At 68.2% G+C, this 13888-nt stretch carries 11 protein-coding genes; 1 reads left to right on the plus strand and 10 read right to left on the minus strand.

Going from position 1 to position 13888, the window contains the following annotated elements; genetic code table 11:
* The 10 genes from P3W85_RS13015 to gloB all read right to left on the minus strand — a co-directional run.
* Positions 1 to 408 (minus strand): RidA family protein (locus tag P3W85_RS13015; protein WP_276265085.1); only part of this gene is annotated, 408 nt, incomplete at its 3' end.
* Between the two features lie 60 nt (positions 409 to 468).
* Positions 469 to 924, minus strand: coding sequence for an acyl-CoA thioesterase (locus P3W85_RS13020; protein ID WP_017230227.1), 456 nt, complete (start codon positions 922 to 924; stop codon positions 469 to 471).
* Entirely contained in the window at positions 921 to 2597 is a 1677-nt protein-coding gene (locus P3W85_RS13025; protein WP_276265086.1) for an AMP-binding protein, read from the minus strand. The genes P3W85_RS13020 and P3W85_RS13025 overlap by 4 nt, the downstream gene beginning before the upstream one ends.
* A 73-nt stretch (positions 2598 to 2670) precedes the next feature.
* The gene (locus P3W85_RS13030; protein ID WP_276265087.1) at positions 2671 to 3834 is read right to left on the minus strand and encodes an acyl-CoA dehydrogenase family protein; all 1164 of its coding nucleotides are present in this window, start codon (positions 3832 to 3834) and stop codon (positions 2671 to 2673) included.
* A 27-nt stretch (positions 3835 to 3861) separates the two neighbouring features.
* Positions 3862 to 4713: an enoyl-CoA hydratase family protein gene (locus tag P3W85_RS13035; protein WP_017225891.1), complete on the minus strand. Its 852-nt coding sequence runs from the start codon at positions 4711 to 4713 to the stop codon at positions 3862 to 3864.
* Positions 4714 to 4759: 46 nt separating this feature from the next.
* Complete coding sequence (locus P3W85_RS13040) at positions 4760 to 5554, minus strand: SDR family oxidoreductase (RefSeq protein WP_276265088.1); 795 nt, start codon at positions 5552 to 5554, stop codon at positions 4760 to 4762.
* Between the two features lie 8 nt (positions 5555 to 5562).
* Positions 5563 to 7938, minus strand: a complete 2376-nt coding sequence (locus P3W85_RS13045; RefSeq protein ID WP_276265089.1) for a bifunctional salicylyl-CoA 5-hydroxylase/oxidoreductase — start codon at positions 7936 to 7938, stop codon at positions 5563 to 5565.
* A 249-nt stretch (positions 7939 to 8187) separates the two neighbouring features.
* Positions 8188 to 10185, minus strand: a complete 1998-nt coding sequence (locus P3W85_RS13050; RefSeq protein WP_276265090.1) for a propionate--CoA ligase — start codon at positions 10183 to 10185, stop codon at positions 8188 to 8190.
* Between the two features lie 199 nt (positions 10186 to 10384).
* A complete protein-coding gene (locus tag P3W85_RS13055; RefSeq protein WP_276265091.1) occupies positions 10385 to 12079 on the minus strand; it encodes a transglycosylase SLT domain-containing protein in 1695 nt (564 codons plus the stop codon).
* Between the two features lie 192 nt (positions 12080 to 12271).
* Positions 12272 to 13075, minus strand: a complete 804-nt coding sequence (gene gloB, locus P3W85_RS13060) for a hydroxyacylglutathione hydrolase (protein WP_276265092.1) — start codon at positions 13073 to 13075, stop codon at positions 12272 to 12274.
* Positions 13076 to 13085: 10 nt separating this feature from the next.
* Between gloB and P3W85_RS13065 the strand changes: the two genes are divergently transcribed.
* Positions 13086 to 13877 carry a class I SAM-dependent methyltransferase gene (locus P3W85_RS13065; RefSeq protein ID WP_276265093.1) on the plus strand — a complete coding sequence of 264 codons (792 nt, stop codon included), beginning with the start codon at positions 13086 to 13088 and terminating at the stop codon, positions 13875 to 13877.
* Positions 13878 to 13888 lie beyond the last annotated feature (11 nt).

The following is a 13888-nucleotide window of genomic DNA, read 5'->3' on the forward strand; positions in this document are numbered from 1 at the left end:
CCTGGCAGCGGGCACCACGGCCGTTACCTCGATCTCCACCTTGGCGCGCGCTTCCACCAGGTCGGCGACTTCCACCGCCGTCATGGCCGGAAAATGACGCCCGATGGTTTCACGGTAGTGCTCGCCGATGGCGCGGTAGGCGCCCACGTATTCCGCCTTGTCCTTCACATACCAGGTCATACGCACGATGTGCTCGGGACGCGCATCGCCCGCGGCCAGCACCGCCACCACATTGCGCAGCGCTTGCCCGACCTGCTCGGCCAAGTCGTCGGTTTCGAACTCGCACTGGTCGTTCCAGCCGATCTGGCCGCCGACGAACAGCAGGCGGCTGCCCACCTGCATTTCGGTCATGGTGCCATTGGCGTAGCCGCGGGGCTTGGCCCAGTCAGGTGGTTGCAAAATCTTCATGATCGGTTTTTCCAAGGTAAGTGATTGAAATCGTGTTGGTGGGCTGATGCCGGGCATGCCCTATAAGGCGCTCGCTTGCGTCGCCATGGCCTCCCCCTCGGGCACCAGGAAACGCGCCATGGCCGCGCGGACTTCCGCCGGCAAGGCGCGCGGCATCATGGGCCCGGTATCGACGCACACCAGCCGCTGCGTGATCTCCACGCGGAGATCGGCGGCCGGCCCGACAAAACGCACCTGCAATGCAAAGCTGCTGCGCCCCATCTGCGTCACGCGCAGTTCGCGCGTCAGTGCTTCGCCCAGCCGGCTGGGCGCCACGAAGCGGCACGAGAGCGAAGCGGTGGGCACGCCGGCCTGCCCCGCGCCATGCATATCGGCGAAGGACCAGTCCAGCGCCTCGCGGAACCAGTCCTCGACCAGGTCGTTGAGCATCTCGAAGTAGCGCGGGAAGAACACGATGCCGGCGGCGTCGCAGTCCTTGAAGCGCACCAGCACGGTGTTGCCGAAGATCTCGCTCACGGCTGCCTCGCTGCCCCGCCCGCGCCGCCCTGCTCGGCCATCTGCCGCAGGCGGAAGCGCTGCAGCTTGCCGGTCTCGGTGCGCGGCAGGGCGTCGACGAACAGCACGCGGCGCGGATATTTGTAGGGCGCGATCTCGGCTTTCACGAAAGCCTGCAGCGCGGCGCAGGTTTCCTCGCTGGCCGGCACACCCGGGCGCAGCACGACATAGGCAGCGACCACCTGGCCGCGTTCCGGATCGGGCATGCCGACCACGCCGCACTCGGCCACGGCCTCGTGCCGCATCAGCGTGCTCTCCACTTCCGGGCCGGCAATGTTGTAGCCGGCGGAGATGATCATGTCGTCCGAGCGCGCCTGGTAGAAGTAATAGCCATCCGCGTCGGCCATGAAGGTATCGCCCGGCAGGTTCCAGCCGTCCTTCACGTAAGCCGTCTGGCGCGGGTCGTCCAGGTAGCGGCAGCCGGTGGGGCCGCGCACCGCCAGCTTGCCGACTGTGCCATGCGGCAGCGGCCGCATCTGCTCGTCGACGATCTGCGCGATATAGCCGGGCACCACCTTGCCGATCGCCCCCGGGCGCACCTCGCCGCCGGCGCTCGAGATGAAGATATGCATCATCTCGGTGCCGCCGATGCCGTCCGTCATCTCGATGCCGGTGGCCGCCTTCCAGCCCTGCCGCGTGGCGTCCGGCAGCGCCTCGCCGGCCGATACGCTCTTCTTCAGGCTGGAGATATCGTAAGCCGGGGCCAACGCGGCCATCTGCCGGTAGAAGGTCGGCGCGGTGAAGACGATGGTGGCGCGCCAGGACTGGATCAGCGCCAGCAGGCTCTCCGGCGTCAGCCGCTCGGCCAGCACCGTGGAGGCGCCCACCCGCAGCGGGAAACACAGGATGCCGCCCAGCCCGAAGGTGAATGCCAGCGGGGGCGTGCCGCAAAAGATATCGTCGGGACCCGGCTTGAGCACGTGGCGGGGAAAAAGATCGCACATGGCGATCACATCGCGGTGGAAATGCACCGTGCCCTTGGGCTGGCCGGTGGTGCCGCTGGTGAAGGCAATCAGGCAGATGTCGTCGGCGGCGGTATCGCACGCGTCGAACACCTCGGGCTTGCCGGCCATGGCGGCCTCCACCGAGTCGGCGCCGGCGCCATTGAAGTAAAGCACTTCCGTCAGGCTTGGGCAGTGGTACCCGCCGCCGGCGTCCAGGTTGGCCTCGAGCTCTTCGCGCAGCCGCTCGTCGCACAGCGCCGCGCTGACCTCCGCGCGATCGATCACCTGCTTGAGTTCCTTGGCGCGCAGCAGCGGCATGGTCGGCACGGCGATCAGCCCCGCCTTGACCACCGCCAGCCAGCAGGCCGCCATCATCAGGTTGTTGGGGCCGCGCAGCAGGACGCGATTGCCCGGCACCAGCCGCATGTCGCCGGTCAGCACATGGGCAATGCGGTTGGACAGCGCCGCCAGCGCGGCATAGCTGACGGCGTGCCGCGTGCCGTCATCCTGCTCGTAGCGGATCGCCACGCGGTCGCCGCGTCCCTCGCGCACATGGCGCTCGACCAGCTCCAGCGCGCAATTCATGCGCTCCGGGTATTGCGTGTCCTCGTTGAACAGGAACGCCGGCCATTGCTGCGGGGGCGGCAGGCGGTCGCGTGCAAAGGTATCGATGTGGGCTGTGCTCGCCATGGTTGTCTCCGTTTCCTTCATTCTGTTGATGCTGGCACGGGTGGTCGGGGCTGGCGGGGGGCCGCCGGTCTTGCTAGCCGCGGTGCTGCGCCAGCGTCTCGCGGGCGATGATCAGCTTCTGCACTTCGGTGGCGCCCTCGTAGATGCGCAGCGAACGGATCTCGCGGTACAGGCTTTCCACGCGCGTCCCGACCTTGACGCCGAGGCCGCCGAACATCTGCACGGCGCGGTCGATCACCTGCTGCGCGTTCTCGGTGGCGACCATCTTGGCCATGGCCGCCTCGCGCGTGGTGCGCGCGCCGGCCACATCGCGCAGCCAGGCGGCGCGGTAGGTCAGCAGCGCGGCCGAGTCGATGGCGGTGGCCATGTCGCCGATGGCGGCCTGCGTCAGTTGCAGGTCGGCCAGCACGCCGCCGAACATCGGCCGCGCGGTAGCGCGTGCCAGCGCCTCATCCAGCGCGGCGCGGCCAAACCCCAGCGAGGCGGCGGCCACCGAGGCACGGAAGATATCCAGCGTCATCATGGCCACCTTGAAGCCCTGCCCTGCCTCGCCCAGCCGCGCGGCGGCGGGTACGCGGCAGTTGTCGAAGCGCAGCGTGGCCAGCGGGTGCGGTGCCATCACGTCGATCCGTTCGGCGATGCTCAGGCCCGGCGTATCGGCATCCACCACGAAGGCGGAGATACCGCGCGCGCCCGGCGCCTCGCCGGTGCGGGCGAACACGCAATAGAAATCGGCGATGCCGCCGTTGGAGATCCAGGTCTTGACGCCGTCCAGCACGTAGTGCTCGCCGTCCGGCACCGCGCGGCACTGCATGGCGGCCACGTCGGAGCCGGCATCGGGCTCGGACAAGGCGAATGCCGCGATGGCCTCGCCGCGCGCCACGCGCGGCAGGTAGCGTTCGCGCATGGCGTCGCTGCCGGCCAGCGTGATGGCGCCGCTGCCCAGGCCCTGCATGGCGAAGGCGAAATCCGCCAGGCCATCGTGGCGGGCCAGCGTCTCGCGCAGCAGGCACAGCGAGCGCGAGTCCAGCGTATCGAGCGCACCGCCGTAGGCCGCGGGCACGCAATAGCGCAGCCATCCCGCCGCGCCCAACTGGCGCACCAGCGCGCGGCAGGCCGCATCGGTATCGCTGTGGTCGACCGCGAGCGAGGCCGTGGCCCAGGCGTCGAGCCGTTGCTCCAGTTCGCGGTGCGCGTCGTCGAAGAACGGCAGGGCGAGATAACTTTTGTCGGACATGGCGTGCGTTTCCTCTGCGTAGATCGTTCAGTCGCCTTCGAACACGGGCCGGGTCTTGGCCACGAATGCCTCGTAGGCGCGGCGGAAGTCCTTGGTCTGCATGCAGATGGCCTGCGCCTCGGCTTCTGCCTCGATGGCTTCGTCCAGGCCCATATTCCATTCCTGATGCAGCAGTTTCTTGGTCACGCCGTGGGCAAAGGTGGGACCGGCGGCGATCTGCGCCGCCAGCGCCTGGGCCTCGGCCAGCAGCGCATCCGGCGCGTGCAGCGCGTTGAAGAAACCCCACTGCATGCCCTCTTGCGCACTCATCGCGCGGCCGGTGTAGAGCAACTCGCTCGCACGGCCCTGCCCGATCACGCGCGGCAACAGCGAGCAGGCGCCCATGTCGGCGCCAGCCAGGCCAACCCGCACGAACAGGAAGGCGGTCTTTGCCTGTGCGGTACCCAGGCGCATATCGGAGGCCAGCGCCATCATCGCGCCGGCGCCGGCGCAGATGCCGTCGATGGCGCTGATCACCGGCTGCGGGCAGGCCCGCATGGCCTTGATCAGGTCGCCGGTCATGCGCGTGAAGTCAAGCAGCTCCGGCATGGTCATGCGCGTGAGCGGCCCGATGATCTCGTGCACGTCGCCGCCCGAACAGAAGTTGCCGCCGGCGCCGGTGATCACCACCGTCTTGATGTCGGTGGCATAGCACAGGCCGCGGAACAGATCGCGCAGTTCGGCGTAGGAATCGAAGGTGAGCGGGTTCTTGCGCTCGGGGCGGTTCAGCGTCACGGTGCCGACCTTGCCGTCGGCCGACACCGACCACAGGAAGTGCTTCGGCTGGTAACCGGCGAAGCTGCGCTTGTGGTGGCGCATGTCCAGTGCTATTTCGCTCATCTCGTTTCTCGCTTGCGTGTTCTGGTTTGCTTGGATTCGTTCGGGTTCAACCTGCCATGACCTCGCCGCCGGCCACCGGGATCGACTGCCCGGTAATGGCGCCAGCCGATGGCTGGCACAGCCACGCCACGGCGTCCGCGACTTCGTCGGGCTGCACCAGCCGCCCTTGCGGATTGCCCTTGGCCAGCTCCGCGCGTGCCTGCGCTTCGCTGCGGCCGGTCTTGCGCACGATATTGGCCACGGCGTCGCGCACGATATCGGTCTCCGTATAGCCCGGGCACACCGCGTTGACGGTGACGCCGCTGCTCGCGGTTTCCAGCGCCAGTGCGCGGGTCAGGCCGATCACGCCGTGCTTGGCCGCGCAATAGGCACTGACGTAGCCATAGCCTGCAAGCCCTGCCGTGCTGGCCACATTGACGATACGCCCCCAGCCATTTGCCAGCATGTGAGGCAGGGCCGCTTGCGTGCAGAGGAAAGTGCCGGTCAGGTTGACCTCGAGCATGGCTTGCCACAGCGCGAGATCGGTCCTGGCGAAGGGCGCGCTGCGGGCCTGACCCGCATTGTTGATCAGCATGTCGATGGGGCCGGCCCGGCCGGCGGCCTCGGCAAAAGCTGCCGCCACGCTGTCGGGCTGCGAGATATCCGCGGTGACGGTGCCTAGCACCGCGGGCGCGACCACCGCCTCGGCCAGCGCATCGGCGGTAGCCGCCAGCGTGGCCGCGTCACGCCCCAGCAGGGTGACGCTGGCGCCGTCCGCGAGCAGGCGGCGCGCAATGGCGGCGCCGATGCCGCGCCCGCCGCCGGTGACCAGCGCGTGCCGGCCTTGCAGGGAGAGTTGCATGCCCATGCTCAGTGCGCCTCCGCGGCTTGCGCCTGCTGCTGCGCCGCGCGCGCCAGGTTGGTCTCGAGCTGGCGCTTGCCGGCGTGGTATTGCTTGGGCCAGGCCAGGTCGCGATACCCCAGCCGCGCTGCCTCGTGGATGGTCCAGGCCGGATCCGCCAGATGCGGCCTGGCGATCGCGCACAGGTCGGCGCGGCCGGCGGCGATGATGCTGTCGACGTGGTCGGCCTCGAAGATCGCGCCCACGGCGATGGTGGCGATGCCGGCCTCGTTGCGGATGCGGTCGGCGAACGGCGTCTGGTACATGCGCCCGTACACCGGCGCCTGGTCCGGGCTCACCTGGCCGGAAGAGCAGTCGATCATGTCCGCGCCGGCCGCCTTGAAGGCGCGCGCGATCTCGATCGCGTCGTCCGGCGTGATGCCGCCCTCGACCCAGTCGTGTGCCGAAATCCGCACGGACATCGGGCGCTCCGGCGGCCAGGCCGCGCGCACCGCCGCAAAGACTTCGAGCGGGTAGCGCAAACGCGCTGCCAGCGAGCCGCCGTATTCATCGCTGCGCTGGTTGGTCAGCGGCGAGATAAAGCTGGAGAGCAGGTAGCCGTGCGCGCAGTGCAGTTCGAGCCAGTCGAAGCCCGCCTCTGCGGCGCGCCGCGCGGCTGCCACGAAATCGTCGCGCACCGCGTCCATGTCGGCGCGGCCCATTTCGCGCGGCACCTGCGACACGCCTTCCATATAGGGCAGCGGCGAGGCCGACATCACCGGCCAGTTGCCGCTGGCGAGCGGATAGTCCATCTGCTCCCAGCCGAGCTGGGTCGAGCCCTTGCGCCCGGAGTGGCCGATCTGCATGGCGATGCGCGCGTCGCTGTTGGCATGCACGAAGTCCACGATGCGGCGCCAGGCGTCGCGCTGCTCGTCATTCCACAAACCCGGGCAACCCGGCGTGATGCGCGCATCCGGCGAGGTGCATGTCATCTCCGCCACCACCATGCCGGCGCCGCCGAGCGCGCGCGCGCCGAGGTGGGCCAGGTGGAAGTCGCCCGGCACGCCGTCCTCGCAGGAGTACATGGCCATGGGCGAAACCACCACGCGGTTCTTCAGCGTCACGCCGCGTACGCGGAAGGGCGTGAACATCGGCGGCACCGCCCGTGTCTGCGCCACCTGCCCGGCGCTACCGGCGGACGCCGCGGCCTGCCCTGCCAGCCAGCGTTCGAAGCCCTCGACGTAGCCGGCATCCCGCACCCGCAGGTTCTCGTGCGAGATGCGCTGCGAGCGCGTCAGCAGGGAATAGGCGAACTGCTCCGGCGCCATGCCGGCGTAGCGTTCGACATTCTCGAACCATTCGGTGGAATTACGCGCGGCGTTCTGGATCTTCAGCACTTCCACGCTGCGGCTGGCCTGGTAGCGCTCCAGCGCCTGGGGCAGCACATCGACGCCGCCGGTGCCGGCGTCGCGGATATTGTTGGCCAGGTCGATCGCGTCTTCCAGCGCCAGCTTGGTGCCGGAGCCGATCGAGAAATGCGCGGTGTGCGCGGCATCGCCCATCAGCACCACCGGCACGCGGCGGCCGTCGGCCAGCGTGTTCCAGCGCACCCAGGTGCCGCAGATCACGCGCGGGAAGCGGATCCAGATAGCGGAGCCGCGCAGGTGGGTGGCGTTGCTGATCAGGCCGTGGCCATCGAGGTAGCGCGCGAACAGGCGCTCGCAGTAGGCCACGCCCTCCTCCTGGCTCATCTGCTCGATGCCGGCAGCCCGCCACACCGCCTCGGGCGCCTCGACAATGAAGGTCGAGGTGTTGTCGTCAAAGCGATAGGCATGCGCCTGGAACCAGCCGTGCTCGGTCTTCTCGAAGGCGAAGGTGAACGCCTCGAACAGCTTGTGCGTGCCGAGCCAGACAAAGCGGCACTGGCGGGTATCGATGTCGGGCTGAAAGGTGTCGGCATAGCGCCCGCGCACGCGGCTGTTGATGCCGTCGGCGGCGATGACGAGATCGGCCCGGTATTGCTGCGCGAGTGCCTGGTCGTCCGTCACGTCGGTCTCGAAGACCAGGTGCACGCCGAGCTCCTCGCAACGCTCCTGCAGGATATTGAGCAGGCGCTTGCGGCCGATGCCGATGAAGCCGTGCCCGCCCGAGCGGATGGTGCGTCCGCCGATATGGATGTCGATGTCATCCCAGTGATTGAACGCCGCGTTAATCCGCTCTGCGCTGACCGGATCGGCCTGTTTGAGATTGTCCATGGTGGCGTCGGAGAACACCACGCCCCAGCCGAAGGTGTCGTAGGGACGGTTGCGTTCCACCACATAGACCTCGTTGGCCGGGTCCTGCAGCTTCATCAGCAAACCGAAATACAGGCCCGAGGGGCCGCCACCGATACACAGCACTCGCATCTTGTCGTCTCCTGCGCGCCGGTCCGGCGCCAATTGCCGTGGGACCCGGCCGGCACATGCGATGCGCGAAAGCGCATCTAGATCATGCTTAAATATTTTATGCTTAAAATATTAGTCCGCATCAGGCCGGCTGGCAAGGACAATCTCTGCCGCGGCGCAATGCGCGCCTTCCCCGGCACAAGCGTCTTCGCCGCGCCCGCCGTTCGGCGGCGCGGCGGCTAACTACGGCTCAGGCGGCCGGTATGGACTTCAGCCCTGCATCGCCTCCTGCAGCTGTGCCAGCGCGGTGGGATCCTCGATGGTCGTCAGGTCGCCCGGATCCCGCCCTTCCGCCACCGCCTGCATGGCGCGGCGCAACAACTTGCCGGAGCGGGTCTTGGGCAGCGCATTGACGAAGAACACGCGCGCCGGCCGCGCCACGGCGCCCAGCTGCCGGTCGACGGTCTTCAGCACCTCGCCTTCCAGCGCGATCCGGTCGGCCTGGGTGGCGATGCGGCCCGCGTCGCGCACGATCGCGAATGCCATCGCCACCTGGCCCTTGAGCGCATCGTGCACCCCCACCACCGCCACCTCGGCCACGGCGGCATGCGACGAGATGCTCTCTTCGATCTCGCGCGTGCCGAGCCGGTGGCCCGCCACATTGATCACGTCGTCGGTACGGCCAAGTATAAAGATATATCCATCCTCGTCCTGCACGCCCCAGTCGAAGGTGGAATAGCAGCGGCGACCCGGCACGCCGGTCCAGTAGGTCTTGACGAAGCGATCGTCATCGCCCCACACCGTGCTCATGCAGCCCGGCGGCAACGGCCCGTCGATGGCGACCACGCCCTTCTGCCCCGGCGGGCACTCGGCGCCGGTGGCCTCGTCGACGATCTTCAGGTCGTAGCCATAGACCGGCACGCCCGGCGACCCCAGCTTGGCCGGCAGCGGATCGATGCCGCGCTGGATGGCGATGATCGGCCAGCCCGTTTCGGTCTGCCAGTAGTTGTCCACCACCGGCTTGCCGATGCCCTGCTGGATCCAGTCGGCGGTGGGCTCGTCGAGCGGCTCGCCGGCCAGGAACAGCAGCCGCAGGCTGGAGAGATCGTAGCGCGTCAGCCAGGCCGGGTCCTGCTTCTTCAACACGCGGATGGCGGTAGGCGCGCTGAACATGATGTTCACGCGGTACTGCTCCACCAGTTGCCAGAGGATGCCGCCGTCCGGACGAACCGGCGTGCCTTCGTACATCAGCGTGGCCATGCCGGCCAGCAGCGGACCGTAGACGATGTAGCTATGCCCCACCACCCAGCCGATATCGGAGCTGGAGAACATGGTGTCGCCAGCCTTGCCGCAAAAGATATAGTCCATGGAAGCCGCCAGCGCCACGGCATAGCCGCCGGTGTCGCGCTGCACGCCCTTGGGTTTCCCGGTCGTGCCCGAGGTGTAGAGCACATAGGATGGCTCGCTCGACTCCAGCCATACGCATGGCACACGCGCCGCGCCCACACGCTCGCGCCAGGCCGCGTAGTCTTGGTCGCGCCCCGCCGTCAGCGCCATCGGCGCCAGCTGGCGGTCGACCAGCAGCACGCGCTCGGGCTTGTGCGCGGCGAGGTTCACCGCCTCGTCGAGCAGCGGCTTGTAGGGCACCACCTTGCCGCCCCGCGAGCCGGCGTCGGCGCTGACGATCACGCGCGGCTGCGCGTCGTCGATGCGCGCCGCCAGGCTGACCGAGGCAAAACCGCCGAACACCACCGAGTGAATGGCGCCGATGCGCGCGCAGGCCAGCATGGCGAACGCGGCCTCGGGAATCATTGGCATGTAGATCAGCACGCGGTCGCCCTTGACCACGCCCAGCTGCTGCAGGATCGCCGCCATGCGGTTGACCTCGTCGTGCAGTTCGGCGTAGCTGTAGGTGCGGTGCTGGCCGGTCTCGGTCGACACATAGATCAGCGCCGGCTGATCCGCGCGCGCGGCCAGGTGGCGGTCGACGGCGTTATGGCAGAGATTGGTGCGCCCGCCCACGAACCAGCGGGTGAATGGCGCGCGGCTGTCGTCCAGCACGGTCTCGAACGGGGTCTCCCAATCGATGCGGCGAGCCTGTTCGGCCCAAAAGCCTTCGGGGTCGCTCAGCGAGCGGGCGTGCAGGGCACGGGTGGCCGTCATGGCGTGTCTCCTCCGCTTGGATGCGGCTAGTTTGCGATCTGGTTGTCGGTGATCTGTGTCGTTGCGCCCTATGCCGGCCGTCGTCCGCGGACTGCTGTCCGCCACCGCAGCGAAATCCCGCAGTGGGCATCGGCATCAGTTTGCCACCTCGGCGCGCATGGGCACGGGCAGGCCCGGCACCGGCCGGCGGTTCCCGCAAAGTCTGGGCATGCCGCCTTACGCAAGGCTTACCCGCCGCCCGCGCGCCAGCAAAAAAGGGCGTGCCACGGCACGCCCCTTGATCTGGCTCAACCTGCGCGGAGGATCAGCGCGTATGCGCCTTCTTGCCCGCAGCCTTGGCAGGGCCACCCGACGAACTTGCTGCGGACCTCCCCGCCGGCTTGGCACTGGCCTTGACAACCGGCGCCGCCTTGGCCGTCCCCTTGCCGGCGGCCATCTTGTGCGGCGCGGCCTCCACCGTGACGCGCTGGCGTGCGCCCGCGCGCCCCTTGGCGGATGCCCGCACCACTTCGGGCCGCTCCGCACGGGTCGGGACCAGGGCCGAGGCGGTGGACGGGGCCGGCGGCGCACTGGCCATCCGGGCCGCGGCCGAACCCGCCGGCACCATCAGCACCAGGCTCTGGCCCGCCACCAGCTTGGTCCCGGAGAGCTTGTTCCAGGACTGCACCTGGCCCGGCGAAACGCCGTAGCGATGCGCCACCGAAGCCACCGTATCGCGCCTGCCGGCCCGCACTACCAGGCGGCGCGCATCCGGCACATCGGGCTCCATGGCCAGCGTGGCGCTCTCCGCCAGCGTGGCGCTGATGTCCTGGTTGCGCTCCTCCGAGCGCGGCACCACCACGGTAGAGCCGGCCTTGAGCCGCATGCCCTTGGGAATGCGGTTGATCTCCCGGATGGTGTCGGCGTCGATATTCAGCCGCGCCGCGAGCGCTTCGATGCGCTCGCGGTTATCCACTGTCACCGCGGTCCAGCTCGACAGGCCGCCCCGGTACGTGTTCAGGTTGTACTGGAAGCGCTCGGCGTTGTCGAAGGGCAGCAGGATCTGCGGATTGGCCGCGCCCAGGATCACTGGCCGGTTGAAGGACGGATTGAGCGCCTTGAACTCGTCGAGCGGCAGATTGGCGAGCTTGGCCGCCAGCGACACGTCGATATCGCGGGACGTGGTCACGGTGACGAAGTACGGGTGGTCGGGAATATCCGGCAGCTTCACCCCGTACAGCTGGGGATTGGCAATGATGTTCTTGACCGCCTGCAGCTTGGGCACGTAATAACGTGTCTCGTTAGGCATGTTCAGGCTGGCGTAGTCGGTCGGCAGCCCGCGCGCCTGGTTGCGCGCGATGGCGCGCGAGACCGCGCCTTCGCCCCAGTTGTACGCCGCCAGCGCCAGCTGCCAGTCGCCGAACATGTCGTACAGCCGCTGCAGGTAGTCCAGCGCCGCGTCGGTCGAAGCCAGCACATCGCGCCGCTCGTCGCGGAACATGTTCTGCTTCAGGTTGTACGACTTGCCCGTGCTGGGAATGAACTGCCACATGCCGGCCGCCTTGGCGGTGGATTCCGCCTGCGGATTGAAGGCGCTTTCCACGAACGGCAGCAGCGCCAGCTCGGTGGGCATCTTGCGGCGCTCCAGCTCCTCGACGATGTGATAGAGGTAGCGGCTCGAGCGCCCCACCATCCGTTCCATGTATTCCGGCCGCTGCGCGTACCACTGCGTGCGATCGTCAACCAGCGTGCCTTCCAGGTCCGGCATGGCGAAACCGCGGCGAATGCGGTCCCAGATGTCGCTCGACGGCCCGCGCAGCCAGTCGAGGCTGTCGCGGTCGAGGTTGATGACACCAGTGCTGTTGATCGAATTGAGCGGATCGGGCTTGGAATACGCTGGCTTGGCGGCGGAGGCGGTCGCGGTGACGCCGTCGGTGGCGTCAGGCGGCATTGGCGTGCTGGCACACGCTGCAAGCAGCGCGGCACACGCAACTACCGCCAGTAATCGACCAATTTTCATTAAGTTCTCAAATCGTGACGCTAAAAATTTGCCTGATGCTATGAAAAACCGGCTTTCGCGTCAATGAAATTCTCCCTCCGACGGTGGGGATCCCCGGCCGGCAGGTCAGCATCAGGCACATGAAAATCGCCGCCATCGGCTAGCGGCACCGAGGTTTGCGGGTGCTGCGGCCACAGAGTCGGCGGTGGGAAACTAGCGGAAATTATCTTTCCAGCCACGCAGCGCGCCAAAGGCCGCCGCGTCATTGGCGGCCGGCCCGCCTTCGTGGGCGGCCACGGCCTTGCGCACCGCGGGTTCGCGCGAGCGCAGAAAGGGATTGACCTCCCGCTCCTGCGCGACCGTGGTTGGCACCGTGGGCGTACCGGCGGCACGCAAGGCATCCACGCGCGCCTCCCAGGCTGCCAGCGCGGGGTTGTCCGGCTCCACCGCGCGGGCAAAGCGCACATTGCTGCGGGTATATTCGTGCGCGCAATACACCCGAGTGGCGCCGGGCAGCGCGGCCAGCTTGTCCAGCGACGCCAGCATCTGCGCCGGCGAGCCCTCGAACAGGCGGCCGCAACCGCTGGCGAACAGGGTATCGCCACAGAACACGGACGGACCGGCGCCAGCCAGCTCCGCCACATAGGCGACGTGGCCGGCGGTGTGGCCCGGCACGTCGAGCACCTTCAGCCGCAGGGCGGGATGCGCCACGTCCACGGTATCGCCTTCCCGCACCGCCACGGTACGCCCGCCGATGCGTTCGCCCGCCGGGCCGATCACCGGCAATGGCGCGCCATCCGGCGCAGTGGGATGCGCCGCCAGCAGCTCGGCCACCCCGCCCTGGTGATCGCCGTGATGATGGGTGATTACAATAGCGCCCAGGGCCAGCCCCGCGTGCGCCAGGAAGGCTTCGACCGGCGCGGCTTCGCCCGGGTCCACCACCGCGGCACAGTGACCGTCGTGGATAGCCCAGATATAGTTATCCTGGAATGCGGGAATCGGCTCCACCTTCAACATGCGTGCTCCTATGTCCAAGCGTCCGATTATAAATTGGGAAGACTGGCTTGCCTCGCCCCCCGGGCAATACATGCTCGAGTGGGAGCAGGGTCAGTACGACCGGACCGTCGTGGACATCTTCGGCTACCACGCCGTGCAGTTCGGCCTGCCCCACATCGACACCCTGCGCGAGAACCGCATGCCGTTCTCGGCGCTGGCGCTCGCCCCCGGCAGCGGCCCTCACGGCCCGCGGGCCGTGGCCGACGCGCGCCAGCTGCTGTGCCGCTTCGACGAACTGCCGTTCGCGACGCAAAGCATCGATCTCATCACCCTGCCACACATCCTGGAATTCTCCGAGGATCCGCACGAAGTGCTGCGCGAGGTATCGCGCGTGCTGATGCCCGAAGGCCGGGTGGTAGTCACCTGCTTCAACCCCATGAGCCTGTGGGGCGCGCGCCAAGGCCTCAAGCGGCTGGGCGCCGACCCCTTCCTGCCCAACGACAGCCAGTCGATCGGCTTCGTACGCATCAAGGACTGGCTCAAACTGCTGGGCTTCGATATCATCCGCGGCCGCTTCGGCTGCTACTGCCCGCCTTACCGCACCGAGCGCTGGCTGCAGCGCGCCGCCTTCATGGAAAAGGCCGGCGACCGCTGGTGGCCGATCTTCGGTTCAGTCTATATGATCTCGGCAGTCAAGCGCGTGCGCAATATCCGCCTGGTCGGCCCCGCCTGGAAAAACGCCAAGCCCGCGCTGTCGCCAGTCGCCGCGCCGGTTGCCACGCCCACCGGCACGCACGGCAAGGCGCCGGGCGACGAGCATTAAGCGGCACGGCC

Source organism: Cupriavidus basilensis (genome assembly GCF_029335485.1).
In the GTDB taxonomy this organism is placed as follows: Bacteria; Pseudomonadota; Gammaproteobacteria; order Burkholderiales; family Burkholderiaceae; genus Cupriavidus; species Cupriavidus basilensis_E.

Excerpts from the sequence above, each read along its gene's own strand:
- P3W85_RS13030 (WP_276265087.1), bottom strand. The coding sequence starts at position 3,834 with ATGTCCGACAAAAGTTATCTCGCCCTGCCGTTCTTCGACGACGCGCAC.
- gloB (WP_276265092.1), bottom strand. The coding sequence starts at position 13,075 with ATGTTGAAGGTGGAGCCGATTCCCGCATTCCAGGATAACTATATCTGG.
- P3W85_RS13025 (WP_276265086.1), bottom strand. The coding sequence starts at position 2,597 with ATGGCGAGCACAGCCCACATCGATACCTTTGCACGCGACCGCCTGCCG.
- P3W85_RS13065 (WP_276265093.1), top strand. The coding sequence starts at position 13,086 with ATGTCCAAGCGTCCGATTATAAATTGGGAAGACTGGCTTGCCTCGCCC.
- P3W85_RS13055 (WP_276265091.1), bottom strand. The coding sequence starts at position 12,079 with ATGAAAATTGGTCGATTACTGGCGGTAGTTGCGTGTGCCGCGCTGCTT.
- P3W85_RS13045 (WP_276265089.1), bottom strand. The coding sequence starts at position 7,938 with ATGCGAGTGCTGTGTATCGGTGGCGGCCCCTCGGGCCTGTATTTCGGT.
- P3W85_RS13040 (WP_276265088.1), bottom strand. The coding sequence starts at position 5,554 with ATGCAACTCTCCCTGCAAGGCCGGCACGCGCTGGTCACCGGCGGCGGG.
- P3W85_RS13035 (WP_017225891.1), bottom strand. The coding sequence starts at position 4,713 with ATGAGCGAAATAGCACTGGACATGCGCCACCACAAGCGCAGCTTCGCC.